Source organism: Clostridium sp. MF28 (assembly GCF_002969175.1).
Lineage (GTDB): Bacteria > Bacillota > Clostridia > Clostridiales > Clostridiaceae > Clostridium > Clostridium beijerinckii.
On sequence record NZ_CP014331.1, the window covers coordinates 1029612 to 1055233 of the forward strand.

Below are 25622 nucleotides of genomic sequence, written 5' to 3' on the forward strand. Positions count from 1 at the left end.
CACCCCAAGACACAGAATACCATAATACTTGAAACAAAAATGTAATCTATGTTACAATCTCATAAAAGAAGGTGAAAAATTTGGATAAAATAAAAATTCCAGAAGAATTGTATTATTATTTTGAAAAAGTTGGAAAATCATTAACATATAATAAGAATGATATTATCTATATGCAAGATGATAACGCAACCCATCTATACTTAATAAAGGCTGGTCGAGTGAGAGTATATTCTTCTTCAAAAGACGGTAGTGAAATTACAATAGAGATAGTTGAAAAAGGTAGAATATTTGGCGAATCATCTTTCATTCAAAGTTCAAAACAGCCTACTACAGTAAGTGCAGTTAATGATGTTGAATTGATTTCTTGTTCATTAGAAGATCTGTATCCTTACCTAACTCAATCAAAGGAATTGATGATTCTACTTTTTCAGTTACTTTCAAATACATGTAATCATCTTTCAAGTCTGCTTAACCAAGCTTACTTTTATAATCGTTATGAAAAGGTAGCTAATTTTTTGCTGCAACAGACAGCTGTTCCTAATAAAGATAAAAATATAAGCGAAGATTGCATTCCCTATTCTCATGAGGAAATCGCTTCTTGCATTGGCCTAAATAGAGTCACAACCACCAAGATATTAAACTACTTTAGCAAACTAGGATATATTAAATTAAAATATAAAAAAGTAATAATACTAGAAAGAGAAGCTCTAATTAAATATGTAGAGTAGAAGGCTAGAATTATCTTAAAAATAGGCTATGCTTTAATATAATGTTGAAATATAGCCTATAAAAATTATAAGTGAGATTTCCCGCCTGCAATACTTAATATATATGAAAATCATGAAATATTTATATATATGTCTTTAAAGTGTAATTTTAAATATTTTTCCTTTCCTATGAAATAAATTGTTATCACTATAACTTGAATATTCTCCTACTTCTATGCCCAAACGATTATACATAGAAAATACCTTAGGATGACTTGATTTTAAATAAATTGCTTTATAATGTTTAGATTTATAATATTGTATTATGTTCTTCAACCACATTTCTCCATTTCCTCTGCCTTCTTGGGCTATATGAAAATAGTTGAATATCAAAATGTCTTTATCCTCTTCGTTTATCTTTATAGGTTCTTTAAAAAACATCTTATAATCAAGAATGCCACTACTAACAAGAGCAACACCTAAACATTTTTCGTCTTTCTTCATAATATGAAAGTCCATATTTATATTTTCATTGCTTCTTACATTCTCAATTAATTTACAGCAATGATAAACTTCATTATAATCATCCCACTCATTTTCCGCTTTAAACAGTAAATTTTGTATTATTGGTGCAAGATATTCGCTTTTAAATTCACTTGAAACTCCAAAATTAATACCATTAGTTTTACTAATAATCTTCATTAACGAACCTCCTTGTATAATCTAGTTGTAACATTTGATAGAAAACTATTTATCTTTCTAACGAACATTACACCTCTTATTATTTTTAATATTCTAATTTATTACTTTGCCTACGCCCCGATAGGGAATATGCATTTCATATCTTAAATAGTTTTTTATTTAAATTCCTTAAAGGAATCTAACCAAGTTTTATATAGTCTAGTATAATACTCCTGAATAGAAGATAGATGTAAACCTCCTGGGAGGTCTTTTAGAACCTATACCCGTAAAAAAGCGTATCATTTCATCAGGTAGAATTCTATGTTTAGCTGGTTGGGTTTCCCTTCGGGAATTACCCGTGTCACAAACAAGGTTATAAGCTATCTGACAGAGTGGAAGTTCTATTCTATATCTAAAATTTAATTTAAGGAGATATATACAATGTCTAATTTTTTTTATAGTCCTGTAATAGGAATTGATGTTTCAGCTGATTTTTCATATACTGCAATACTCGCACCGAATGGTGATATTTATAAGAAGTCATTTAAAATAAAGCATGATCTCAATGGCTTCAACCACTTAGTTAATGAAATAAAAAAAGTGGAAGAAGAGTTTAACATGAAAACTGCAATTTTCATGGAGTCCACTGGCGTGTACCATTTATCTCTTTTCCACTATCTTAATAAATATTTCGATAACACATTTGTTATCAATCCACTCGTTACTAAGTCTAACAAAAATGGTGACATAAGAAAAGTGAAAAATGATAAAAAAGACGCTTTATCTATTGCAACAATAGGAAAATTTCAAAACATTAAGTTATCACAACAACTTAGCCTTGATATTTTTCTTCTGAAAAATCTTGTAAGAGAGTATTACAAACTTACAGATACTAGCTCTACTTTTAAGAAAAAATTATCCGCTGATTTAAGAGTTATTTTTCCTGGCTATAATACTATATTTTCAGATTCAACATCTAAAAGTTCAATTGAGCTTTTAAGTCAATATCCAACGCCACAATCAATTTTAGAGGCACCTAAGGAAAATATAATTAAGATTTTCCTTAATAGCTCTAAAAAGGGCATTATCTGGTCGGAAAATACATATTCCAAATTATTTAAGGTTGCTAATGAAGCTAAAATAATTGGCTTACCGTTAGACGGTTTAGCCGTCAAAATAGCCAGCTCTATAACATTAATAAAAACTATTCAATCAGAGATTGATACATTGCTACAGAAAATTAACAATTTTATACAGTCTGAAACTTTTCCTGAATCTATTAGAGCTAATATTGAACTAATTGATTCAATTCCTGGCATAGGGCAATTAACTGCTATTACTATAATAGCTGAAATAGGTGATATTGATGGTTTTCTTAAGCCCAAACATCTTGTAGCTTTCTTTGGTATTGATAGCTCAGTTAATCAATCAGGTAATTTTAAAGGCGATGATAATAAAATTTCAAAAAGAGGAACTCGAATCGGTCGAAGAGCATTATATTCTGTTGCACTAGCTTCAATCCGTAACAATCGTAATGGAGTTCCTATAAATAAAGTCCTATTAGATTATTATCAAATAAACCTTAAAGGCAAAAAGCCTAAAATCGCCTTAGTCGCTATAATGCATAAAATTATAAACTACATTTTTGCTGTTCTCCGAAATCAAACTCCGTTTGAGCAAAGAGATCCCAAAATACATAAGCAAATGTTCCTAGAAAATAACTCTTTAAACAAAGTCGCTTAATTTTATTCCAATTTCTGTAACCGTTCGTGTTTTAAAACGGTTTGTTTGCCATACTCTTTTTCCAAAAACTATTTTTTTGAAAATTAACTTGACTATTATTAGCTGGTCTTTTTAAATAATTCTCTTAATTAATTGCTATTGCTTACTTGATTATAGTTTTTTTATAATGCTTATTATAACATAATTTACAAAACACCATGTATTCTATACGAATACTTCATCTGCTTCAATAACACCATCAACATATACCTCACCTAAAAATGTGCTTATACAATCAAGAAGATAATATCTTGATTAGTAATAATTTAAAAGGGGCCACTGACAATTTGAGAGTGAAATTTCCTTTAAAATCCTCACTTGTTATTTTAAAGTATACTATTTCAAATCTACCATGAAACAATAAAAAAATCGCAGGCGACTGTGGTTAAGTTCCGTATTGTGCTTCGCACTCTTTTCATATGTGTAGATTTTTTTTACGCATCTGCCTTTCCGAACGCATGTGAGGAAAATCTGGCAGGCGAATAAGATTTCTTTTTTATTCTTTTTCTATACAAAAACTAATTAAATAGCCTTCTTCATAAGTTATCCACAGATTCTATTACATTATAAATTCCTATAGAATAAAAAAAAGAATGTAGTAGATTTGTTGTACACAAATCTAGCTACATACCTGAATATTGTGGTATATAGATTCTTTCATAATTACAAGACAATAAAAATCTAAATCACTATACTGTAAATGTATAACATTTACTCCTTTGTCACGCGCGCAAATGTCTCATTCCACTCTTCGACCTCTATCCTTTTATACAAATTGTCATTCACATAAATTGCTACCTCATCATAATTCGAATCTTCTATCTCTTCCTCAATAAAAAATGGCATCACTATAGGAATGCAATACTCCCCTTCTTCTTCAGGCTTACGCCCCATTTTAATAAAAAGTTCTGCTACTCCTGGATCTTTTATATGCACAATATTGCCTGGATAAGTGCCAACTATTTTAACTTCATCACATGGCGTTGGCATCTCACCTGTCACAAATATATAAATTATCCCGTCTCTTCTATATGCAGTAGCTTTTTCTAATGCTCTCATCATTGTTCTATATGGACTTCTATCAAACATATCTTTCTCCAAAGAATTTATTAATAATTTATATTATGAATATGACTCTTAATAGTTGCTTATCATGAATATTTCTTAATAAAATACCACAACACTCATGAATGTTGTGGTATTAAAAATTTGGAAATTATAAATCATTTTACACGCTTTTTCATTAGTTAATTTATAAAGATTAATATGAATATACTTACAAAGTTGTTAAAACTCTAAGTTAATATCTTCACTTGAAATCATAAACTATACTTAAACTATGAAATACCTTCAAACCAGAAATGAGTGATATACTTTTGTGGAATGTTTTATTGGTAATTTTGATGGATGTGATTCTTTGGCTATAAGTTGTTCCAAATGTGCTAGTTCAAAGCTTGTTCTTTGAGGCTAGCACTTTGGGTTCAACTTTATAGCCCTAGAATCACCCATCATAATTACCTAAAAACTGGAACAAAAGTATATTATTCATTTCGGTGAAGTATACACATAAGTATAGATTATAGGTGGATATTTATATTTAAATGTTATCTAAATCATTAAAATATCTGCTCATTTTACTCATAGCTAATTTCTTTGAAGCTCCTGATTTTCGCCACTCTTCAACCTGTTCCATGGCTTCATTAGGATTCTTTCCTAAGCCAACAAGTACACCTGATAATATAAATTCTTGTTACAAATGCTCAGAATTGACCCCTTCTTTTGATTCTGTTAAAGCGCGATTAACTAGTGGATCAATATAGCTAACCCAATCATCTGGATTAAGATCATTTGTGTTATCTATATTTTCTGTAATAACTGTATCTTGTCTCATTAAGCTTCTATTCATAGATTCATTATTTCCAATACTATTTAATGTAAATAGATAATTGTATTTTGAAGCATGCTTTAATTCGTCTGTAATTATATCAAATAATACATCCCTGTAAACTCCTTCAGGAAGTCCTCTCCTAATAACTCTATATCTTTCTACTGCTGCTAGCTCTCCAAATAAAGCTTTCTTAATACCTTCTAAATATGATTCAGGAACCTCAAAATTTTCTTCTTCACCCTCCATTGTAGCATCCATATCACCTGTAAAATCTTCATAGATCCCTCTAAACAACATATTATGTCTGCGCTCATCATCTCTAATAGATGATATTATTTCTTTCTCTTCATTTGTTGGCGCTTCACTAATAAGATAATCATAAAACAATTCATCTTCTCTTTCTCCTTGAATTGCTTTTTTTACCCCCTGAATTGCTATCTGTAACTGATCATCATTGTTCATCTGATCATTATTACTCATTTGATTATTATTGTTTTCCATAAAATATTATTGATTCTCCTACAAATAATTAACTCACTTTCATTGTATTAATTTATAATTCATTTGTGCATTAAGATCAATAATCCCCTAGCTATGCCAATAATATAAATTATCTCAATTCAGTATACTTATCACCCACATTTCCATGTGGTACTAGCAGTCAATAAAAGTTACTTTAAAAAACAAAATTTATATACAAACCTATTTTAAATATAATTCAGTTTAATATTATGGTATAATTTGGTTTACACAACTTGTATGTTAGGAGTTATTATTTATGAGAAATAAAAAGAGATTTTCAATATTGTTTTTTTCAATTTTATTAATATTAGCTTTAGGAACAGGATATTACTTATATCATAAACCTGAAACTTTGAATAGTTTTTTATTAAATAATTATAACAAAGAAAATATTGAACAAATAGAGATTAGAAGTACACTTTCAAGACAAGATAAATCAATTAAAGATAAGGCTAAAATCAATGAACTTTTAGCTAATGTTTCCAACATAAAATTAGTTCGACATTATGGTAGTACAGCGAATAAAACAAAGGGTGCTATTCATATTTACATTTATGATAAAAGCAGGATTACTACCGAGATTATCATACAGGGGAAAGAATATATTAATATTATAAATGACTATGATAACTCAAATAAAGAGTATAAAATCATTGATAATAGTTTAGATTTAGATTATATAAATAGATTAACTTCATAAAAGATCAGCATCATGCAGCAGCTGGCGATATTACTATCGGATAAAGAATCAGACATACATTGGTCTAAGATTAGTATGCCTGATACATAAGCTGCTGTGCTATCCTATTACAAAATTCAAATTAACTTTCTGTTTCTGTAAAATCATCTACTGGGAATATTATTCCACCTTTATGCCTAGCAATTGTTTGAACTTCACTAACTATCAAGCTATGATCTAGCATTTTATAACATCTTTCTAAATCATTATTTTTGACAGCTTCTGAAAATTCAATGAACTCATTAACCATACGGTGCTCATAATTATTTTCATTTACTTCTGAGCTAGTTCCATCATTCATAAGCAATTCAAATCTCTTACAAACATTGGCTGGAGTGTCTTGATATATGCAGCCTTTATCTCCTTGAATATTATTTGCTATAGGTGCCTTACAATCTTTTGCACCAACACAAACACATTTAAATTTTCCATAATCTAAGATTAATACACCCGATGTATCTATTCCCCTCTCAATGTTTGGATAATACTCAACATTTTCTGGTTTACCAAACAAACCTACTACATAATGAATATTATAAATATTTAAATCCATCAATGCGCCACCAGAGAATTTAGGATCAAAAGCAGGTAATACCTTCCCCTCTTTAAAGCTGTCATATCTGCTAGAGTATTGAGAATAATTACACTGAACAATCTTTATATTTCCTAAAGTCGGAAGCAGCTCTTTTATCTTTTTGTAGTTTGGGAAATATTGATTAGTTATAGCCTCAAATAAGAATAATTTCTTTTTCCTAGCTAAATCACTTAAAATTAATGATTCCTTATATGTTGATGTAAATGGCTTTTCAACTATAACATTTTTATTAGCCTCTAATGCTTTTTTAGCAAATTCAAAATGTAAATTATTTGGTACGCCAATATAAATTATATCTAAATCACTATTTAGTAGTTCATCATAATCACAAAAAACCTTCTTAATCCCATACTTATCTTTCAATTCATTCAAAGTATCTTCACTTCTTGGAGTTCCGCAAATAGCCTCTAATTCTATATCTTCCAAAAGATGACTAATTGAAAGAAAATCCTTTACTATCATTCCAGCTCCAACAATTCCTAATTTCATATTAATTCCTCCCTTTTACTATTGATATCTCCTTAGTAACCTTATCATTAGATACCTAATATGCTTAACTAAACTCAATTTTCTTTTTAGTTTTTGCTTATTTACTAAGATATATTTCCTATAATAATTGACTTAAATTCTTTTATTTGTTAGATATCATAGTTACTTTTAATAGCATTATAACCTATAAATTTAATTTAATCATCCCAAATCAAACCAATTAATAAAATTCAAAGTTATTATTCTTATCATTATAGTATTTGAAGTAATTCCTTTAACGAATGTATTTCATAGTTAGGAGATATTGATGATTCATTTACTGTTCCCTCCTTGCAAAGCCAACAAGTGTCAATTCCAGCGAGATTTCCTCCCTTAATATCTGATGTGATAGAATCTCCAATAATTAATGTTTCTGCCTGATTGAACCCCTTAATATGATCCTTGACGTAGTTAAAAAATTCAATTGCCGGCTTATTAGCACCTATATCTTCTGATATAAAACAGTCTTTAAAGTACTGTGAAATTCCAGCGCCATTTATTCTTGAATACTGTGTCCTCGCAATTCCATTAGTAACGATATATAAAGTATACTTTTCATGCAGTTTACTCAAAACCTCATGGGCATCTGGCATTAACTGCACTCCTTGATTTAAATACAATCTATAGGTCTTCTCCCACTCTCCACCATCTATACTCTTCCCATACTCAGACATTAACTTAGAGAATCTTGTATTTAATACTTCATCTACTTTAATCTTTCCTAATTCAATATCAGCCCACATGCCTTGATTGATTTTTTTATAAACTTCATACAATTCTTCTGAATATATTTCACCCTTATCTCTAATTAAACTCTTAAACGATTCTCCTTCATTTGCGTCGAAATCAAGTAATGTATTATCAACATCAAATAATAACGTATTGTATTTCATTTCATGCCTCTCCCTTCCCTTTTATGGATAACCCAACTAAGATCTGAACTTATGCATATAACTCGCCGAAATGAATAACATATTTTTGTTCCAGTTTCTAGGTAATTGTGATGGGTGATTCTAAGGCTATAAAGTTGCACCCAAAGTGCTAGCCTCAAAGACAAGCTTTGAACTAGCACATTTGGAACAACTTATAGCCAAAGAATCACATCCATCAAAATTACCAATGAAACATTCCACAAAAGTATATTACCCATTTCTAGTTGGGATATATTTCATAGTATAAATTTTAGCTTATAAGCGATTTATCTATATATGCCTAATTTACGAATTAGATATATATTGAACCATACATTATATATGTAATAGATTAGATTTATTATATAGAAATATTTCCATACTTACTATATCTAAATGATTATCTTAACTAGAAATCATAAATACATTTGAAAATGAGCTACTTATAATCTTCAGCAATATTTTCATAGCTTTTCAGAAAAAATATTTATAATTTGGTAAGTTACCACATAAATTAAGCTGTTGATTTGTTTATCTATAAAATTTCATCATTCCCTATTTATATAGCTTAACTATTTTTAATCATTTTATCAAACTCTCTTATAGTTGTGCATTATCTGCCCCATAACCTTTCCCTCTTAGTTTATCAATTTTATAGGTAAACAGCTCAATAAATAGACCTATTAGATGAAGCTATTCACAAAATTACTAGAAGTTTAAGTTCATATCTTCACTAGAAATCATAAATATGTTTGTGGAGAAAACATTTGAAGATGAGCTGTTAAAGGTTCTTAGCTGTAGGTTGTTCCATTTTAGCTTGTCAAACTGAAAGTTGGAGCATGCCAAATTGGATACAACCTGCTGCTTAGAACCTTCAGCGATATTTTCATAGCTTTTCGGAATCAAAATATTTATGATTTGGTAAGTAGACTAGGGAATCACTTCCCTAACCCCTCTCAGAACCGTACGTGCGGATTTCCCGCATACGGCTCCCCACATTATAATTCACAGTATATATGATATATCTTCTTTTAAGTTGAAAATATTAACATATATTTTAGCTTTAGGTATTTTGAAGCACTCAAACATAGTGTCAAAACTTCTCCAGTTATAACTTCTTTTCTGACTTCTTTTGTTTAGCCATTTAAAAGTTAGTTTTCTTACTAAATATCTGAAAGTTGCGAGACTTAAACTGTTGTCAGTGATTCCGTAATACCTATAATATCCTATTAGTCTCTGTGTCAGTTTCTCCATTAATAATGTGAGCGGCACTGTTCTATTATTCTTTAACCATTCATTCAATCTCTTTATGCTAGCTCCAAATTTCTTTGAGCTAGTCTTCCTCTTAACTCTAAAACTTCCATTCTTTCTGCAACTGCAGAAGTGTGTAAATCCTAGAAAATCAAAAGTTCTATCTTTATATGATTCTAACTTTCATGCTCTCTTGAATTTTCTATCATAGTAGGCATTCTTACCGAAATATAATATTTTAGTTTTATCTTCAGCTACCTGCAAGTTAAATTTGTCTAATCTGTTTTTCAATGCTTCATAGAAAGCTTTCGCTTCGTCTTCATACTGAAAACAGCAAACAAAATCATCCGCATAGCGTACTATGTACGCCTGTCCTTTACACTTCTTTTTGATAAAGTTATTAAACCATATATCTAAAACATAATGTAAATAAATGTTTGCTAATGTTGGAGATATTATTCCCCCTTGTGGAGTTCCTTCATATACTTTATAAAACTTTCCGTTTTCCATTATTCCAGTTTTCAAAAATCTACCTATATATCTAAGTAAGTTCTTGTCTGCAATCCTGTGTTCAAGAAATTTCATCAACCACTTGTGGTCAACATTATCAAAGAATCCTTTAATATCAGCATCTACAACATAATTCACATTCTTTTCAGATAAATATACATTTAAGATTTTAAGAGCATCATGACAACTTCTATTTTGTCTAAACCCAAAAGAACTATCAATGAAATCTTGTTCATATATTGATTTTAATATTTTATTAATGGCTAATTGTACAACTTTGTCTTCATATGCCGGTATACCTAGAGGTCTTTTCTTGTTTGAACCAGACTTATCTATGTATACTCTCCTTACAGGCTGCGGTCTATATTTAAAAGTCTTCATTCTAATTAGTAGATTATCAATATTATTCTCTAAGTTAGTTTCATATATAAATGTCAAGCTAGAAATGTAACTTTTTGATCATTTAAGAATGTGGTTTTTTAATCTTCTTCTTGTTTAAAATGATCTTTTAGTCTATATGATTTTCCATTGATTGTAACAACATGGGCGTGATGTAAAATTCTATCTAAGATAGCACTAGCTATAACAGGATCATAAAAAATATCATCCCAAGAGTTAAAATTTATGTTGGTAGTTAAGATAGTGCTTTTTTTCTCATACCTCATATCAATTAATTGGAAAAACAGTTTCGAATCTTCTTTATCTATAGGTAAATATCCCAATTCATCAATAATAAGAAGTTTATACTTACTAAAATGCTTAAGTCTAGCATCTAACCTATTCTCTAAATTTGCTCGTTTTAGCTGCTGCAGCAAATCATTACACTTAATGAAATATGTACTGTACCGGCGCTTCGCAGCCGCGATTCCTATAGATGTCGCAAGATGTGTTTTCCCAACTCCGCTAGAACCTAAAAATACAATATTTTCTTGTGATTCTAAAAAACGCAGTGTTAAAAAATCCAATATTTGATCTTTATTAATTCCAGGTTGAAAATTAAAGTCAAAATCTTTAATTTCCTTTTGATGTGGAAAAGCCCCAACCTTAACCATTGATTTAATCATATTGGCTTCTTTACAGTCGATCTCGTGAGCTGTAAGCTTAATTAAAGCATCAACAAAAGATAGATTGTTTTTTGTTGTAAAATCAATAACTTCGTCCAAATGAGTAATCATTTGCTTCATCTTCAAATATTCTAAATTATTTATGAGTTGTGTATATGTACTATTCATTTTGATATATTTCTCCTATCATTTTCAAATTATTTCTGGCTACTTCTATCATTTCATATGAATTTTTATTAAATGTTAAACCACTGATTTCAGCATAATGATCAGCATGATAATTTAACTTCTGATTTTTTATTCTATGAATAGTAACTAACTTTGTGCTATAATACACATGTAGTTGATCATCATAAACTTGAAGTTTTAGTTTTTTACCTATATATTCTGGTGGTACAGAATATTGGTTTGATTTATATGAAATCATACTTTGGCGATTTACTTTAACATTTGTGGTGATTATTTTGTGGTGATTTCTTATCTGTACTTTAGGCAGTTCTGATAAGAAATCTTTTTCTTTTTCTAAATGCAATATGGGTATTTTACCAGTTGATGTATGGCATGTACCATTAATTCTATTGTTTAAATCCGAAACAAGCTTATGCAGACCTTCATAATCTAAGGTTCCATTATAGGCCCTTATTTCGTCTAATAGTTTCATAGGAGCCTCAACTTTTGCTTTTGTATTCGGTCTTCCTGCTATGCAGGGACGGACCTTAAATCCATAGTCATCTGCAAATTGTTGAAATTTATTGTTTACTTTTCCCTTAGAATAAGTAGTTCGAGGGTTATCCATAACTGTTTTCATGTTATCTGTTAGTAATTCTTTTGGCACACCTCCAAAAGTTTCGAATGACTCATCTAAAAAAGATAGTAGTATATCTTGCGTTTTATCAATCGATAATTTATATACTCTAAACCTTGAGTATGAAAGGATTACCACAAAAATATTTATATTAATAATTTCACCTGTAGTCAAAACAAATTCTATATTTTCTTTCCAATCCAATTGTGCTTGTTGCCCTTTCTCCGTTTCATATCGCATAGGCGAAGCATTTGATATATGTCCTTTTTTCCTATTATTAAAGTACTCATTAAATTCTGAGTGATTAGAAATGTATCTTCTAAACGAAGATTGTGCGCAATCTAGTCCATGATTATCTTTTAGATATTGCCATAAAATACGTTTATAATAAAATACTTGAATTGAATCTTTGCTAAGAAGCTCTTTTATAATAGGCTCAAAAGCTTCTATTTTAGATTTGCATTTTCTAGTGGTAGGTTTGACATATCCATTTATATATTTGCCTACGGTTCGAGGATCAACTCCAAGTTCTCTAGCTATTTGGCTTTTATTTACTTTCAAATTGTTTACCTCCATAAGTGGCTTTAATTTATGAAGATCTTCTACCTTATTTATTTTAATTTCTGAATAAATGTTTGTTTGTATAATCATAATTACCCCCAATAAATATTGGGTAATTATAATTTATAAAAACTAATTTGTACATTCTTAAATGATCATTTCCTTACATTCTTATCTTATCATTTATATCATATTCTTCCTTTGTTACCTTATCCACTCCTGTAGCCTTATTTCCGCTCAGTTCATAATGGCATAAAATTAGCATTTCCTTGTTAACTAAATGCATTAGTGATGTAAATTTCTCTTTAGGATTATTTCCAGCTATTTCTGCTATCCTCTCAAGTTTTGTGTACATTTTTTTTTTCCTCCTCTGTGTGAGAATTTCTGTTTCTCTTTTCAAGGTCTATAATATGTTACACCCTTCCCTCCATGGTCATTACTCATTTCTTCAGTACTATGGTGTAATCCGACTACTCATTATCATTTGAATACCTCTGATTTCTAATCATTGTTTTCCATACTCTGAAGTCAGAGAATAATGAGTCCTCCCAAGTTGACGTACTATATCAATGTATACCATGCTACACCTTAAAACCACGAGAAAGCACAGATATTCTTGCAATAATGATTATCTATGTTCTGACTTCTAATTTACCGATATTATCGTCCTTTCTGACTTTGTGATAATTTCGTGGCTAGTAGTTTCAGCATTCGCTTGCGGCCTGGTACCTTGTTTGTCTACACTTAACTTATTACATCGCCATAATAAGCCCAAGACTAACTAATGACTGGTTGCTGGCCTTTGTCATGCAGGATTCCCACCTGCTATATAGTAATAATGAGGAAGGTTAGCCCTCATTATCTTTTACGCCCTTGCTTGGCGTACCGGTAAGTTATCACATAAATGTAGTTTTAAAGTTAGATATCTATAAATATAAAAATAATGCCAAAAATTATCACAATATTATTCTTGTTTGTTTACATATATGGTAATATAATACATTTAAATGCAAATACATTGCAACAAGGAGATTTATATGAAAACGAAAATAGAAATAATACTAGGATTCTTACAGTCTGGAAAAACTAATTTTATAAATTCTATGATTAAAAATTGCGATTTACAAAATGAAACTATTGTTGTCATCCAAGATGAATTTGGACAAAGCAAAATAAAAAATGAATTTATAAATTCAAATGAAAATATGAATATTATAAACATCGAAAATACTTCTAATGAAGAAATTAATGAAAAGTATATAAACAAAATTTTAGAAATATATTCTCCCCATAGAATATTTATTGAAGTTAATGGTATGAAAAATTCTAACTCTATAATTAATATGTTCAATAATAAAAATTTAAGAAAGTTATGCAGAATTGACGATATCGTAACCTTAATTGATACGAAAAAGTTCTTCATTTATTTCAGAAATATGAAAAGCATGTTAAGTACTCAAATCTATAATAGCAAGACAATAATATTAAACAATATAAATAATATCAACAAAAAAGACTTCTTAAATATTCAGAATCAAATAAAGAGAATTAATGAAACGGCTAACTTATTAGAGCATGCGCCTTCATTAAATATTAAAGAAATACATCAAGACGAATATAGAGAAATTAGTAGTCATAGTTTTTCTGCAATTAAAACTATGTTTTATATGAGCCTTCTAATATTGTCATTTACGTGTTTTGCTGCATTATCTATTACTGATAGTAATGAGTATTTATTCTATTTGGACAAGTTTAAAAATTTTTATACTGTATTCATTAGCATATTAATTCAAGGTATACCATTTATCTTAGTTGGAAGTTTTGTATCTGCAATAATACAAATTTGTATCCCAAAGGATACATTTATTAAATTTTTTCCAAGAAATATATTCTTGTCATGTGTTATTGCAGCTCTTGCTGGCTTACTCTTTCCAATATGTGATTGCGGAACTATTCCTGTTGTAAAAGGACTTATAAAGAAAAAAGTTCCTATAGCTGCTAGTATTACTTTCATGTTATCTGCCCCAATAGTAAATCCAATAGCTATAATTTCAACAATATACGCCTTTCAAGGTATGAAGGCAGTTGTAATTTATAGGATTGTTGCAGGCATAATAATTTCTATTCTAGTTGGTTTAATTATGCATTTTCTAACAAGGAAAGATGATGATATATTAAGTATTAATAATAATGCATTAAGTTGCGAATGCGGTTTTTGTAATGATGACTATGATTATTCAAGAAATAAATTTGAAAAAATCAGAGCAGTATTTATTCATACTGGCGATGAATTTTTTAATATAGGAAAGTTTATGATCATTGGTACATTTTTATCTAGCATTTTTCAAAATATAGTATCTGCCGGTACCAACATTCCAATTTTGAGTGGTAATATACCCCCTCTAATTGCAATGATATTATTGTCTTTTGTACTTTCAGTTTGTTCAACCTCAGATGCATTCATTGCTAAGGGATTTTTAAAACAATTCTCAGTTAACTCTGTAATGGGCTTTTTAGTTGTTGGCCCTATGCTTGATATAAAAAATACAATTATGATTTTTGGAAACTTCAAAAGAAAATTTGCCATAAAGCTAATATTTTTTATTATTGTAGTATCATTTAGTATTCTTATTAACCTTAGGCTATAGATATCCAACTTTAAGACTAGATTTATGTTATAACTTACCGAAATCATAAATATTTTGATTCCGAAAAGCTATGAAAATATCGCTGAAGGCTCTAAGCCGCAGGTTGTATCCACTTTAGCATGCTCCAACTTTCAGTTTGACAAGCTAAAATGGAACAACCTACAGCCAAGAACCTTTAACAGCTCATTTTCAAATGTTTTCTACACAAATATATTTATGATTTCTAGTTAATATATGAGCTTAAAGTTCTAGCAATTTTGTAAATATGTTCATCTAATAAGTTGAATTCTTAAATTTGATATCTATATGTAACCACCAATGAATTTATAGTTCTATAGATTATATTAATTCAGCAACGAGAAGAATTCTAGTAATAATAGCATATATTCAATAGAAGGTGTGTACAGATCACTGACTTAGATTCAATGTACTAGTAAAAAATGTGTCCATAATATTAACCTAAGTCCACAGACCCATGCCATATAAGAATATAAGAATATAAGAATATAAGAATATAAGAATATAAGAATATAAGAATATAAGAATATAAGAATATAAGAATATAGCAATTTTAGAATATCCTCTTATCTTAGGCAATATATTTTATCTTAAGATACTCTTTAATTTGATATGGAGATGAAAATATGAAAAAAATTAATGCGGAAGTAGTTGCAAAAATATTAATACTATTAGGTTTTTCAATATTCTATTTAAAAATTATTGTAAGTAATGAAATTCTCACATATGTACATCCACGAATTATACCCTTTGCAATCTTTGGAATGATTTCGATGTTCATAATTACCTTATTTTTAATTTCAGATGTCTTTTATAATAATAGAAAAAAATTTAAAATTAAGAATCACTTTATCTTTATTTTTCCTTTGATTATGATACTTTTTATGCAAAGTGGTAGCGCAAATTCTGCCACTAAAAGCATTGATACAAATGGGAATCTTAACGAATCATCATCTACTAACAGCTCTTCCAATAATTCAAATAACAACTTGCCTTCCCTTAACTCAACATATGAATTGTATAGTGGAAAATCCGAAAGTGATGGGCAAGGTCAAGTAGATAAGATTCAGCTAAACATTGTGAATGATATTATAGAAGTAAACATTAATAACTTTGTATCTTCTCTTGATGAGATTTTAGGAAACCCTAAAAAATATGAAGGAAAGGAAATAGAAATTTCAGGATTTGTATATAGAGATAACGATTTAAAAGAAAATCAATTTATAATTGCACGATTTATGATGGTGTGTTGTGCTGCTGATCTTCAAGTTGCAGGAATTGAATGTTCTAGCGGTGATTCAGGTTCATATGATAATGGTACCTGGGTAAAAATAAAGGGAAAAATTAAAATTAATACTTCTGAAGATGGAATAGATCCAGTTATAGCTGTTGAAAATATAGAAAAAGATCCTACTCCTGACACTTCTTATGTTTATCCATTTTAAAATATATGACAATATAATTTTCAGCCAACATGATCTCTATATAAACAAATTATAATGAATATAAAATAAGAATAACCTAACTTTCTACGTTAGATTATTCTTATTTTATAGCTCTAAAACATTGATGTCACATTTCCAGTAAATTTATCTACATAATACCATCCGCCAGTTGTTATGTATTCTCCTGTTGTATCATAGCAATGAATTACATAAGAGTTAGACTCATCATGATCATACTCAACTTTACTTGGAACATATTTTCCATTCGCTAGAAGATAATCTTTTACTTTCTCTACAGCTTCAATCGTTGAAATCTGAGTATTAGTGTTATTTATAGTAATATTAGAATTAAGCAGTGTTGTAATTCCTTGTTTTATTTTATATACATTTCCATTAGAAGAATCATAGTAATATTCACTAATATTGTTTCCAACTTGGTCTTCTGCAGAGAATTTATATAAACTCTTATCACTTAATCCTATTTGATTAATGAATCCCTTATTCTCATATTTAATAGTTCCAGAATCATTATAAATATTAATTATATCATACATAACCTGAATATCATTTGGAACAACAGTAGTAGTCTTAGATTCTTCCCAAGCTCCACTATCATTTAGATAATACCATTTATTATTATCATTAATCCATCCTGTTTCCATTATTCCATCACTATCAAAATAATACCAGTTACCATCAATTTTATCCCATCCAACTGAGTAAGCTTCTCCTTTAGTAAATTGCCATCCTTGACTGTTTTGTTTCCAATATGCATTAGCCATAGTAGAATTAGTAATTTGTATTGACAAGATAGTTAAGATTACTAAGGACAACTTTTTCACTTTATTCATTGCCATTCCTCCCTACACATATTACTATTACACCTTTTACCATGTGATGTCAATAATGCTAATAGAATATAATAACTCTTAAAAAAGGAAAATACACAGATATCTGTTTCACATATTATATTTTCTTACCGCTTTTAAAACTTCTACTCAGATTTAGCTTTATAGATAATCCAACTAAGACCTGAACTTATGCATATAACTCACCGAAATGAATAACATACTTTTGTTCCAGTTTCTAGGTAATTCTGATGGGTGATTCTAATGCTATAAAGTTGCACACAAAGTGCTAGCCTCAAAGAACAAGCATTAGTGGTGAAGCCTGCAATTTAGTGCTTTCAGCGAAATTTTCATAGTCCTGTGAAATAACAATGTTTCTCCTTTCGGTGGATTATTACATAAGTCTAAGTTATATATTGTTTATCTATAATTTCCAGAGAAAAAAGCAAAGCACTAAGAATCTTCTTAGTGCTTTACTTTTATTTATTATAGTCCTTGTTCATAGCTTTCTATCATTCTTTTTACCATTTCTCCACCAACGCTACCGTTTTGTCTTGAAGAAAGGTTTCCTTTATCCATGCTTTCATAATTGCTTAATCCAACTTCTGAAGCAACCTCTGTTTTTAATCTGTTTAACCCTTGTTTTGCCTCTGGTACTAATGTTCTGTTTCTTCCACTATTGTTTGAAGCCATATGAATCTACCTCCCTTAATTTTTTTTATTTTGTTTGGCAGTAATATCTTAACCACTATCACAAAATATAATCTATAAAAATGTTAACAGAAGTAGTACAGATAGCTTGTATTAGTTAATTTTAGATATTCCTCCTTAAACTATAACCTCATATTTATTTTTAATAAGTGCTTTCATAGCATTATCTACATCTTTTTCCTTAACAAGGATATAATCAGTATCATAAGTGGAAATTGCAAATATGCTTATTCCGCTTTTCGCTAAAATCGTACTAATTGACGAAAGAATTCCTACTAATGAAAAGTCCAGCTGACCTTCAACCTTTAAAATTCTCCATTCTTTTTCGCATTTAACTTCATCAGGTATATCTTTTTCAAGACATACTATTGATAATTCATCACATGTCTTTGTTATAGAAAAAAAATCACTGTTTTTTATCCATTCAGGAATTGATTCGTTGTTATTTAATCTGCACACTCCAATTTTTCTTCTAATAATCTGATAGTTAATATTTTTTCCGACATATCTTTCTTTCATCCTTTCTTCTCATTTTTAAACGCCTTATTTATCGCAAATTTATAGTTTAAAATATACAAAAAGAAAAAAGCCAATAGAAATATTATTAAAATACTTCTCAGGCTTTTATCCTTTAGTGAATACAATTAACTTTAAAGTTTATCTTAGAACAGCTAATCATGTTGAACTATTGAATCAAAAAAACAATTCAGCCTTAATTATTACATGTTAAATTTATTCATCTATTCTAACATAATGTAAAATTTCAATCAACGTCACATATTATTGTATATATTTCGATCACGATTTTTCATTTATAATTTCACTAAATTAGGTGTTTATTTATTCCTAAAATGTGTAGAATACATTTCAATCTTAATACTTTCTTACTCAAAAAATATATTAACTTTACCTCTCTTTAGCCTCCCATAATTCCAATATGATAGTTAATTATTAGGTAATACTGAAATTGGAAATGCATGTTTCTTTATTTTATATGCAAGATCTAGTTTAGTATCATCATCTATTTGGCTCAATTTATAGTTCCATACTCTTGTATTTTCATCAACATCTTCTTCTGCATTGCAACCTATAACATTCCCTGGTACTTCAACTTCATTAATAAATTTTATATTTTTAATATAACTGTATACTTTTTGATCATCAGTATTATTTTTTATTAAGTTATCTATTGCTGATTTATTGAATTTTACATCAATTGTGTATACATCATCTTTTCCTCTTGCTCTTTTTAAATCAGTCATTGTTGCTAATCCACTTGAATTTATTTTTTCCTCTAATTCTTTAATATCTTTGAACTCATAGGTAATTTCTTCAATATTCATATTGTCTTTAAAATACTTATTAAAATTATATCCATTTTCTTTAGCCCATTCATGATCAATTACATCATTTTTTAATTTTGTTGATATAAAATCATCATATACAACTTGCAATTTTACAATACCTGACCCATTTTCATTTATTACAGTAGAACTTCTTAAATCTATATCTCTACATCCAAGTAACATAATACCTAAGATTAATATAAGTGAATTAAAAATTGTTATTTTCATTTTACTCATTAGTTCTCCTCCTAGATGCATATTTTTCTATACTACTATAGTACCCAAAGATAGATTGTATATGCATAGCTACATTACGCTTACCCTAAGTTTCATACAAACTTAAGCCATCCCCCTGCCTCTTTATTTTAGGGCATTCTAACTAATTTCAGGCTCAAATTTCTACTCACTTTTAACATAAAAATATTATCTAAATTAAATTACTTTTAAAAATAATAAAGGGTAGTTAACGAACTAAAATCGCAAACTACCCTTTATAGACTATTTTGTATGTAGGAACTTTTCATAACTCTCTATTTTATCCTCTCTGTTGGTATTCTTTATCCAATTATTATATTCCAAGATAACTTTTTCTATTGTTGTTACGTTTAATTTATTATTTCTTTTTCTTTTCATTTCTGCATACATATTAATTTTAATTATATTTCCCATTTCATTGCCCTCCTTTCTATATAATATAACTTTGATATTAATTTTTTGTGTAGAAAAATATTAAGAAATAGTTAAAATTTAATTATATCTTCTAACATAGATAATTTTAAAAACGCTCTTTGTATAGATACAGCAACTACAGCCTATACTTATGCGTACACACCCACCGAAACGAATAATATACTTTTGTTCCAGTTTCTAGGTAATTCTAATGGGCGATTCTAAGGCTATAAAGTTGCACCCAAAGTGCTAGCCTCAAAGAATAAGCGTTCATAGAGAAAGTTCTGCTTACCAAATGTAAAATTTGGAGCATCACTTTTCGATTCTCACTTTTTGAACTAGCACATTTGGAATAGTTCAAAGGAAACTCGACTCACTTCGTTCACTGAGTAATTTCAATTGACCAAATCATAGATTTTGAATTTCAATTAAGAATCACATCCATCAGAATTACCAATGAAACATTCCACAAAAGTATATTACTCATTCCTAGTTAAGATATATTTCATAGTATAAATCTAACTTATAGTTGAATTATCTATACTCACCACTTATATCTTGTTACTAATCAAGATATTATCTTTTATTTACAAATTATAAATCAAGCTGTTGATTGGTTTATCTATCCCTCCCTATGCTCAAAATACCATTATTGTATCTGTTCAAGCTAGCTTAACTTTGTAGCATGTCCATTCTCATCAAAGCGATATCCGTATATATCTATATTGGTAATTAACTCGCCAGTAGAATAAGTTAGATAATCGTATCCACCTACATTAAACCATCCAGTAACCATGGCTCCATCCGTTCCAAAGTAGTACCAGTTACCATTTATTTTCTGCCATCCAGTCTTCATTGATCCATCTCTAGAGTCTCCAAGGTAATACCACTTATTATTTTTCAATAACCATCCTGATTTCATTGATCCATCATCTGAATTTCCCAGGTAATACCAATAATCTCCACTCAACTTCCAATCATAAAGCATCCAGCCTTCACTATCAAATAGATACCACTTTCCATTTATTTTTTCCCATCCATTTTTAGTATAACTTCCATCAGTGTGCCTATACCACCACTTATTATCCTTTATAATCCATTGTCCTGGTTTAGTAACATTGCTTATTAAAGCTCCATCAGTAAATGAATTTATGTCACAATCTTCACTTACCCCATTTACTCTGCCAGTTTCAGTATATTGATGCCCTACCCTATTGGTAAAGAAATTTGATGGCAAATTCCAAGGATCATTGTTATAGTTAGCCTCCCAGAAAGGCATATCCTGTATAACTGATTTTGCATTGGTAAGGTAACTTATAAAACTTGTATAACTGTAAATGCCTAATGGAATAGACGTTAGCTGGCCAAATGCAGTAACAAATCTTGTAACATAATCTGCAAGTCCGCTAAAGTTAGTTTCTACATCCATCATAGGCACTAGATCCCAATTATAATCTTTTATCTTATTATAAAAATTCTGGGCTTGTGCTTCTGGAGTACTTGTCCCAACTAAAAAATGATATGCTCCCACTTTTAAGTTATTATTTTTGCAGCCACTATAAAATAGTTCCATTTTGCTATCTCTAAATGTTGCCCCTTCTGTTGCCTTTAAATAAACATATTGAACCCCATCTCCTGCAACAGCTCCAAAATCTATATTTCCATTGTTATTTGATACATCTATACCTTTTATATACCCCATAATTCATACTCCCTTCCGATTTTCATATTTATAAAGAGTAACCCTAAAGGGTTACTCTCAAATATTCAGTTACTATTGTTCCATTAACTTATTGCTTTTATTTATTTTCTTTAGAATCTGAAGCTTGGACAGTTTTTGCTTCATCATTTGTAGTTTGGTCGCTTAAACCTGGTGTACTAGTATCAACTATAATTCCTAGCATTGTTAAGATTGTTAAAATAGTATTAACAATTTCTGTATAGTTATTAGGAATTATATTTAACCCTAATTGTTGCACTAATAATGCTATAGCACTAGCTATTGCAACCCAAAAGGCTTTGTTTTTTAATCTTGCTTGAAGATCAATACCTAACATACCTATCTTCACCTCTCTTCTTTTATATATACATAATATGAATTAAAACTCTTAATGGCGACTTAAAATTGAACTAACAGTACGAATTCTATTTTATAAGTGGTACTATCATTCATCACTTTAATACCTCTTAAAATATATATGTTTAAAAATATATTATGAATGCCATTTTTACAATCCATCTAAGTTTTAATCTAAGTAATACCTTATTATATTAAAGTTATTTATTTAAAGAAGAGGCAATGTAATATAAATCTCAAATAAAAATAGAGATAATATTTTACTAAGCACAGAAATATTATCCCTACTTTCAACTAAACTAATTTTATTGTGATTTATTTTATAATATACACTCAATGCTCGTTATCTTTGCATTTCCCGTAAGCGGCTTATAAATCATCACTTTCGAAATACCTTGTCCATTATGCGCTGCAACCTTTGACTTACATATAAAACAATAATTTGTTCCATTTACGCTCTGAGTAGCTAAGATTTTAGGTTCATACTCAACACCAATTAATTCACTTAATGCTGTCTTAAGCACATTTATATCATCATCTGTTATGTTATTGTGAACTTTCCATCCTCTTGATATCTTCATAGAATTCTCCTCTCATTTATATCCCCTTAAATTTTAGAAAACGATTATATAATATTCGATTTACTATAGCATATTCATATTATCTGAATTTTTTAACTAATTTCCAAAAGAAAATTTAGAAGTGCAGCAAATTTGCTTTAAAAAATAAAATATAGAAAATCAATTGTAATATGCATTGGTGATTATAGATATCCGACTTCAAATCTAGATTTATGTGGTGATAGAACCAAATAATAAAGAGAAGAGTCCCAAACATTATGAAACACTTCTCTTTAACTATTCTATTTAATTAATAACAAACTTTCTAACGCTGTAAATTTACTTTTCTCATAACATCTTTCATAGTTTGAGCTCCATATTTATTAATAAGATCTTTAACTATTGCTCTATGAAATTCCTTTATAGTTTTTTCCTTCAATTCATTATCACAAATAGAATTGTAATCAATTTGATTATTCATATTTTTCTCTCCTTTTGACTTATATTCATAATGTGCATAATAAATAATATTTTATACATACTTTATTTAAAAATATCTAATGAAGACTATGAAATACACTTTGAAGTTAAAAGTAGGGCTTTAATAGCTATTGTATATAAGAATCTCTTTTCTAAAATATAAACTGCTTTCAAAGCATACCTTTTTTTCATTTCTCCTGTGCATGCGCTTACTAAATGTTAGTTTTGCGATATAGTAATAGTCTGAGATACCGTAATAGGTCTCATTCCTGTTTGAGATTTAGTTTCTTTATTTAATTGCTGGTCAGAGAGCCATTCCATAAGCGTTGTTACTTTTCCATTTATTATTGATGAACATTGGTTATTATATACGTATATCCATGACCAGTGCCCATTATATTCATATGGTGTGTTATCTGCCTTCTTGTATAAACCTGTAGTATCAATTACATTATCAAAAAATGAAAAATGAACATTTGTATCACCGGCTTGCACTAAACGATCATAAGTTGGGACTACATAATCAGCTGGAGGTACTGTTGTATCTGTTTTAGCTGCTGTAAACCAAATTGGCACTTTCTTAAACGCTTCAATATCTTTATCAGTAATCAATGTATCCTTTAGCGCCTCACAAGTTGGGAAGGCTGCTGCAAAATAATCAGCATAATCACGTATCATAAGCATTGTCATATAGCCACCATTAGAATCTCCGCCTATATAAATTCTATTTGTGTCAATATTACTATTCTTTGATACGTAATCTTTGATTAATGACATAAGAGCTTTTTCATACTTTGAGCTTCCATCTCCAAAACCATTAAATCCATCCATCCAAAAAGTTTGTGCCTGAGGAACTAAAATATATGCACCGTTAAAATATACTTGTATGTCTTTTGATGCAAAATTTACAGCTTTATTCCCTGATATAGGTAAAAGTCCATCTGTCCCTCCTTCACCAATACCATGTAACCAAATAATTAATGGTTTTTTACTATAATCATTTTCTGGTGTATAGCTTACATATTTTATAGTAATGTTATCATAAGTTGCACTTCCGATTTTGAAATCATCAACAAGCTTTTTAGTTCCACCCGCAAATTTATTTATAACTAAGCCAGAAATTTTGCCCGAATCCGTAACGATATCATTATTTTGTTTAATTGTAAAATCACAATTAACCCATCCATTAAGATTCGTAGTTAAATCATAGTTAATTGGCGAAGTTAAAGATACATCAGGTCCAACTTCCAATTCAAGTGTTACATATTTTCCTTTAAATTGGACATTTCCATCATTATCAGAAACATAAGCTTTTATGATTTTACACTCTCCTTCTGCCTCCCCTAAAATCGGACTCTCTATCCTATTTTCAGTTCTTACTACACGTATCTTAAAAGTTTCGTTGGTTATTGAATCCTTTGATACTGTTGCACCTAAATAAATGATTATTTTTGTAATTGCTGGACCCCAATCAAATGTTTCTGTAACGGTTCTATAAGATTCTTCATTTATTTGCTTACTTGTAGCGGAAACATCAACAGTAGAAGAAGTAGACATATTAGCTCCGATAGTACATAATATTATAGTTTTTAAATATTTCCTAATCATATTTTTCATTGTTTTCCTCCTATATTTAGAATATAGATTATAAGACTTTCCTATCCTCAATCACTATGAATTATATATTAGAATATAAAAACCCCAATTAATCAAAAGAGACTAGGTAATATCTCTTCTCATTAATTAAGGTTTCGCCTGATCTAGTAAGTAACAATAACAATATCTTGTAATCGTTTCTTCACATGTTTATATTAGCTTCTTTGCTATTAAATGTCAATAATTTTGTTATTATTTTTATCCAAAAAAATGATAGACAACTGTGAAGCTGACGATTTTTTAACCTCATTCTTTTTAAGTACACGTAAAAAAATCTCACAAAAGAATAAAAAAGCTGGTAGAACAAATAATTTAATATTAAATGCTCTACCAGCCTTACTTAACCGCAAATTGAGATTTACAGTTTTTTAAAGAAAACTTTTTCTACGTTCTTAGTTCTTAATTACTTTAAACCTTGTTCGTAACTTTCGATCATGTGTTTAACCATGTATCCACCAACGCTTCCGTTTTGTCTTGAAGAAAGGTTTCCTTTATCTTGATTTTCATAGTCTTGTAATCCAATTTCTGAAGCAACCTCAGTTTTTAATCTGTTTAACCCTTGTTTTGCTTCTGGTATTAATGTTCTGTTTCTTCCACTATTGTTTGAAGACATATATATC

Annotated in this window: 25 protein-coding genes and 1 pseudogene; 5 read left to right on the top strand and 21 right to left on the bottom strand. The window is 29.2% G+C overall.

Going from position 1 to position 25622, the window contains the following annotated elements; genetic code table 11:
* Nucleotides 1-71 precede the first annotated feature (71 nt).
* A complete protein-coding gene (locus AXY43_RS04405) occupies nucleotides 72-728 on the top strand; it encodes a Crp/Fnr family transcriptional regulator (protein WP_236886673.1) in 657 nt (218 codons plus the stop codon).
* Between the two features lie 135 nt (nucleotides 729-863).
* Here AXY43_RS04405 and AXY43_RS04410 read toward each other — a convergent pair whose 3' ends face one another.
* Nucleotides 864-1409, bottom strand: coding sequence for a hypothetical protein (locus AXY43_RS04410; RefSeq protein ID WP_105411079.1), 546 nt, complete (start codon nucleotides 1407-1409; stop codon nucleotides 864-866).
* Nucleotides 1410-1829: 420 nt separating this feature from the next.
* Here AXY43_RS04410 and AXY43_RS04415 point away from each other — a divergent pair, with 420 nt between their 5' ends.
* Nucleotides 1830-3131, top strand: a complete 1302-nt coding sequence (locus AXY43_RS04415; RefSeq protein WP_012059009.1) for an IS110 family transposase — start codon at nucleotides 1830-1832, stop codon at nucleotides 3129-3131.
* A gap of 750 nt (nucleotides 3132-3881) precedes the next feature.
* Here the strand turns inward: AXY43_RS04415 and AXY43_RS04420 are convergent.
* Both AXY43_RS04420 and AXY43_RS04425 read right to left on the bottom strand, forming a co-directional pair.
* Nucleotides 3882-4259, bottom strand: a complete 378-nt coding sequence (locus AXY43_RS04420; RefSeq protein WP_077869466.1) for a hypothetical protein — start codon at nucleotides 4257-4259, stop codon at nucleotides 3882-3884.
* Between the two features lie 661 nt (nucleotides 4260-4920).
* Complete coding sequence (locus AXY43_RS04425) at nucleotides 4921-5559, bottom strand: ferritin-like domain-containing protein (protein WP_242986357.1); 639 nt, start codon at nucleotides 5557-5559, stop codon at nucleotides 4921-4923.
* Nucleotides 5560-5836: 277 nt separating this feature from the next.
* Between AXY43_RS04425 and AXY43_RS04430 the strand changes: the two genes are divergently transcribed.
* Nucleotides 5837-6280, top strand: coding sequence for a hypothetical protein (locus AXY43_RS04430; protein WP_105411080.1), 444 nt, complete (start codon nucleotides 5837-5839; stop codon nucleotides 6278-6280).
* 121 nt (nucleotides 6281-6401) lie between these two features.
* Here the strand turns inward: AXY43_RS04430 and AXY43_RS04435 are convergent, their stop codons facing one another.
* The 7 genes from AXY43_RS04435 to AXY43_RS04460 all read right to left on the bottom strand — a co-directional run bounded on the left by AXY43_RS04435 (nucleotide 6402) and on the right by AXY43_RS04460 (nucleotide 12899).
* Entirely contained in the window at nucleotides 6402-7403 is a 1002-nt protein-coding gene (locus AXY43_RS04435; protein ID WP_105411081.1) for a Gfo/Idh/MocA family protein, read from the bottom strand.
* Nucleotides 7404-7654: 251 nt separating this feature from the next.
* Nucleotides 7655-8335, bottom strand: coding sequence for a YjjG family noncanonical pyrimidine nucleotidase (locus AXY43_RS04440; protein WP_105411082.1), 681 nt, complete (start codon nucleotides 8333-8335; stop codon nucleotides 7655-7657).
* 1023 nt (nucleotides 8336-9358) lie between these two features.
* Complete coding sequence (locus tag AXY43_RS28720) at nucleotides 9359-9655, bottom strand: group II intron maturase-specific domain-containing protein (RefSeq protein WP_171786255.1); 297 nt, start codon at nucleotides 9653-9655, stop codon at nucleotides 9359-9361.
* Between the two features lie 132 nt (nucleotides 9656-9787).
* Nucleotides 9788-10552: a group II intron reverse transcriptase/maturase gene (gene ltrA / locus AXY43_RS04445; protein ID WP_279220071.1), complete on the bottom strand. Its 765-nt coding sequence runs from the start codon at nucleotides 10550-10552 to the stop codon at nucleotides 9788-9790.
* A gap of 41 nt (nucleotides 10553-10593) precedes the next feature.
* Nucleotides 10594-11346, bottom strand: a complete 753-nt coding sequence (gene istB, locus AXY43_RS04450; RefSeq protein ID WP_078114545.1) for an IS21-like element helper ATPase IstB — start codon at nucleotides 11344-11346, stop codon at nucleotides 10594-10596.
* Complete coding sequence (istA, locus tag AXY43_RS04455) at nucleotides 11339-12634, bottom strand: IS21 family transposase (protein WP_077857071.1); 1296 nt, start codon at nucleotides 12632-12634, stop codon at nucleotides 11339-11341. Before istA ends, istB begins: the two co-directional genes overlap by 8 nt.
* A gap of 73 nt (nucleotides 12635-12707) precedes the next feature.
* Nucleotides 12708-12899 (bottom strand): hypothetical protein, encoded by a 192-nt coding sequence (locus AXY43_RS04460; protein WP_243099168.1) that lies wholly within the window; start codon nucleotides 12897-12899, stop codon nucleotides 12708-12710.
* A gap of 682 nt (nucleotides 12900-13581) precedes the next feature.
* Between AXY43_RS04460 and AXY43_RS04465 the strand changes: the two genes are divergently transcribed.
* The gene (locus AXY43_RS04465; protein WP_105411084.1) at nucleotides 13582-15192 is read left to right on the top strand and encodes a permease; all 1611 of its coding nucleotides are present in this window, start codon (nucleotides 13582-13584) and stop codon (nucleotides 15190-15192) included.
* 644 nt (nucleotides 15193-15836) lie between these two features.
* Nucleotides 15837-16655: a TIGR03943 family putative permease subunit gene (locus AXY43_RS04470; protein WP_087703203.1), complete on the top strand. Its 819-nt coding sequence runs from the start codon at nucleotides 15837-15839 to the stop codon at nucleotides 16653-16655.
* Nucleotides 16656-16768: 113 nt separating this feature from the next.
* Here AXY43_RS04470 and AXY43_RS04475 read toward each other — a convergent pair whose 3' ends face one another.
* The 11 genes and pseudogenes from AXY43_RS04475 to AXY43_RS04515 all read right to left on the bottom strand — a co-directional run bounded on the left by AXY43_RS04475 (nucleotide 16769) and on the right by AXY43_RS04515 (nucleotide 25615).
* Nucleotides 16769-17506 (bottom strand): cell wall-binding protein, encoded by a 738-nt coding sequence (locus AXY43_RS04475; protein ID WP_039769430.1) that lies wholly within the window; start codon nucleotides 17504-17506, stop codon nucleotides 16769-16771.
* A 483-nt stretch (nucleotides 17507-17989) separates the two neighbouring features.
* Nucleotides 17990-18196, bottom strand: a complete 207-nt coding sequence (locus tag AXY43_RS04480) for an alpha/beta-type small acid-soluble spore protein (RefSeq protein WP_012059444.1) — start codon at nucleotides 18194-18196, stop codon at nucleotides 17990-17992.
* Nucleotides 18197-18331: 135 nt separating this feature from the next.
* Nucleotides 18332-18720 (bottom strand): annotated as a pseudogene (locus AXY43_RS04485) (ACT domain-containing protein).
* Nucleotides 18721-19158: 438 nt separating this feature from the next.
* Nucleotides 19159-19797 (bottom strand): hypothetical protein, encoded by a 639-nt coding sequence (locus AXY43_RS04490; protein WP_105411086.1) that lies wholly within the window; start codon nucleotides 19795-19797, stop codon nucleotides 19159-19161.
* A 261-nt stretch (nucleotides 19798-20058) separates the two neighbouring features.
* Nucleotides 20059-20229: a hypothetical protein gene (locus tag AXY43_RS27590; RefSeq protein ID WP_017211073.1), complete on the bottom strand. Its 171-nt coding sequence runs from the start codon at nucleotides 20227-20229 to the stop codon at nucleotides 20059-20061.
* A gap of 667 nt (nucleotides 20230-20896) precedes the next feature.
* Nucleotides 20897-21931 carry a GH25 family lysozyme gene (locus AXY43_RS04495; RefSeq protein ID WP_039769440.1) on the bottom strand — a complete coding sequence of 345 codons (1035 nt, stop codon included), beginning with the start codon at nucleotides 21929-21931 and terminating at the stop codon, nucleotides 20897-20899.
* Between the two features lie 97 nt (nucleotides 21932-22028).
* Nucleotides 22029-22286, bottom strand: coding sequence for a phage holin (locus AXY43_RS04500; protein ID WP_012059448.1), 258 nt, complete (start codon nucleotides 22284-22286; stop codon nucleotides 22029-22031).
* Nucleotides 22287-22626: 340 nt separating this feature from the next.
* Entirely contained in the window at nucleotides 22627-22887 is a 261-nt protein-coding gene (locus tag AXY43_RS04505) for a hypothetical protein (RefSeq protein ID WP_017211070.1), read from the bottom strand.
* A gap of 304 nt (nucleotides 22888-23191) precedes the next feature.
* Nucleotides 23192-23347 (bottom strand): hypothetical protein, encoded by a 156-nt coding sequence (locus AXY43_RS27595; protein WP_167514420.1) that lies wholly within the window; start codon nucleotides 23345-23347, stop codon nucleotides 23192-23194.
* Between the two features lie 218 nt (nucleotides 23348-23565).
* Nucleotides 23566-24963, bottom strand: coding sequence for a prolyl oligopeptidase family serine peptidase (locus AXY43_RS04510; RefSeq protein WP_077869472.1), 1398 nt, complete (start codon nucleotides 24961-24963; stop codon nucleotides 23566-23568).
* A gap of 442 nt (nucleotides 24964-25405) precedes the next feature.
* Nucleotides 25406-25615: an alpha/beta-type small acid-soluble spore protein gene (locus AXY43_RS04515; RefSeq protein ID WP_012059455.1), complete on the bottom strand. Its 210-nt coding sequence runs from the start codon at nucleotides 25613-25615 to the stop codon at nucleotides 25406-25408.
* Between the last annotated feature and the right edge of the window lie 7 nt (nucleotides 25616-25622).